Origin of the sequence: Streptomyces sp. NPDC096132 (assembly GCF_044763345.1) — a bacterium.
In the GTDB taxonomy this organism is placed as follows: Bacteria; Actinomycetota; Actinomycetes; order Streptomycetales; family Streptomycetaceae; genus Streptomyces.
In genome coordinates, this window is sequence record NZ_JBIWGA010000080.1 from 2,242 (window position 1) to 4,035 (window position 1,794).

The following is a 1,794-nucleotide window of genomic DNA, read 5'->3' on the forward strand; positions in this document are numbered from 1 at the left end:
GCGAAGTCGTCGGCGTCGAGCGCGTTCCAGACCAGGCTGTGCGGGGTGGCGAGGGGCAGGTCGCTCTTGAGGAGTCCGCCGACGAGGTGTCCGGCGAGGGTCTCGCCGTCCAGCTGGGCGCACAGCTCGCGCACCGGGTCGATCAGCGCCGGTCCGACGGTGGCCGGGGTGATCACCCGCTCCAGCAGCCAGTCGCGGGCCTCGTCGCCGTCGAGGGTCTGGGCGAGGAGGTCGGCGAAGTAGTGGACACGGGTGCCGTGGTCACGCAGCACCTGCGCGAAGGCGTCGTGCTCCTCCCGGGCCCGCTTGGCCCACAGGATGTCGTCGAAGAGGAGGGCGTCGACGTTGCGCGGGGTGAGGCGAGAGAGTTCGATGCCGGGGCGGTGCAGGATCACCTGGCGCAGGCGGCCGGCCTCGGAGTCGACGTGGAACGTGTTCATGGCGTTGTGTCCTCTGTGGTGAGGGAGGGCGTCAGTCCTGGTGGCGGTGGGCGTTTGGCTTGCGGGGGCCGCCGACGCGGTCGGTGCCCAGTCCGCGGGAGAGCCGCTTCGGCGGTGCCGGTGTCTCGGGGGCCCGCTCCTCACGCGGAACGGGAATCGCCGCGGCCGGTTCGTCGCCGTACCGGCCCTGCCCGCGCTTCAGCCACACGTAGACCGGCACGCCGAGCAGCAGCACGAACAGCCCGTAGTAGACGGTCTGGTAGCCGCTGCCCTGGATCGACCAGTAGGAGAAGGCCAGTGCCAGGGCGGCGACCGTGACGTCGCGGGCGAGGCGCCGCGGGCTCAGGGTCTCCCGGCCGCGCACCAGCAGCCAGTACAGCTGGGCGGCGGCGGAGAACAGATACGGGATCACCGCGGTGAGGACGCTCAGCAGCACGATCTTCGTGAAGACGTCGTCGAAGCGGGTGTAGCTGAACACGGTGATCAGCGAGGCCAGCATGGTGGAGGCGACGACGCCGAAGGCCGGGACGCCGCTCTCGCCGCGCAGCTTCGCGAAGGCGTCGGGGAAGAGTCCGTCGCGGGCGGCGGCGTACGGCATCTCGGCGCACAGCATGGTCCAGCCGTTGAGGGCGCCGATGCCCGAGATGATCGCGGCGACCGCCACGACGTCTCCCGCCCAGGTACCGCCGAAGATGTTGTTCGCCGCGTCGGTGAACGGTGCGACGGTGTCGCCCAGCGCACCGTGCGAGACGGTGCCGAAGACCGCCAGCGTGCCCAGGATGTAGATGACCGCGCACAGCAGCGTGCCGTACACGGTGGCGCGCGGCACGTTGCGCTCCGGGTCCCGGACCCGGCCGGCGACCACCGACGCGGCCTCCAGGCCCAGGTAGCTGAACAGGGCGATGGCCGCCGCGGCGGAGATCGCGCCCAGCGCCGACCCGCCACTCGCGTTGAAGGCGCCGAAGTTGTCCGGGTCGACGAAGAACAGTCCGACGGTGGCCATGAAGACCAGAGGAACGAACTTCAGCACGGTGGTGACCACCTGGAACGCGCCGATGTTGCGGACGCCGCTGAGGTTGATCGCGGCCGCCGCCCAGAGCCCGCCCAGAGCCAGGCTCATGGAGATCCACGTCTTGTGCCCCGTGTTGACGAAGACCTCGACGTAGCCGACCCAGGCCACGGCGATCGCCGCGTTCCCGGCCCATGCGGTGATCCAGTACGACCACGCGTTGAGGAATCCGGCGAACTCGCCGAAGGCCTCCCGGGCGTAGACGTACGGCCCACCGCTCGCCGGCACCCGCTTCGACAGCGCCCCGAAGGTCAGCGCGAGCGCCAGCGCGCCCAGGGTCACCAC

The 1,794-nt window shown here is 70.8% G+C and carries 2 protein-coding genes; both read right to left on the reverse strand.

Annotation, left to right across the window (positions count from 1 at the left end):
* On the reverse strand, positions 1 to 440 hold a 440-nt coding region (locus ACIRF9_RS52460; RefSeq protein ID WP_403837745.1), incomplete at its 3' end, for an arginine deiminase family protein.
* A gap of 31 nt (positions 441 to 471) precedes the next feature.
* The coding region (locus ACIRF9_RS52465) for an APC family permease (RefSeq protein ID WP_403837747.1) at positions 472 to 1,794 on the reverse strand (1,323 nt) is incomplete at its 5' end.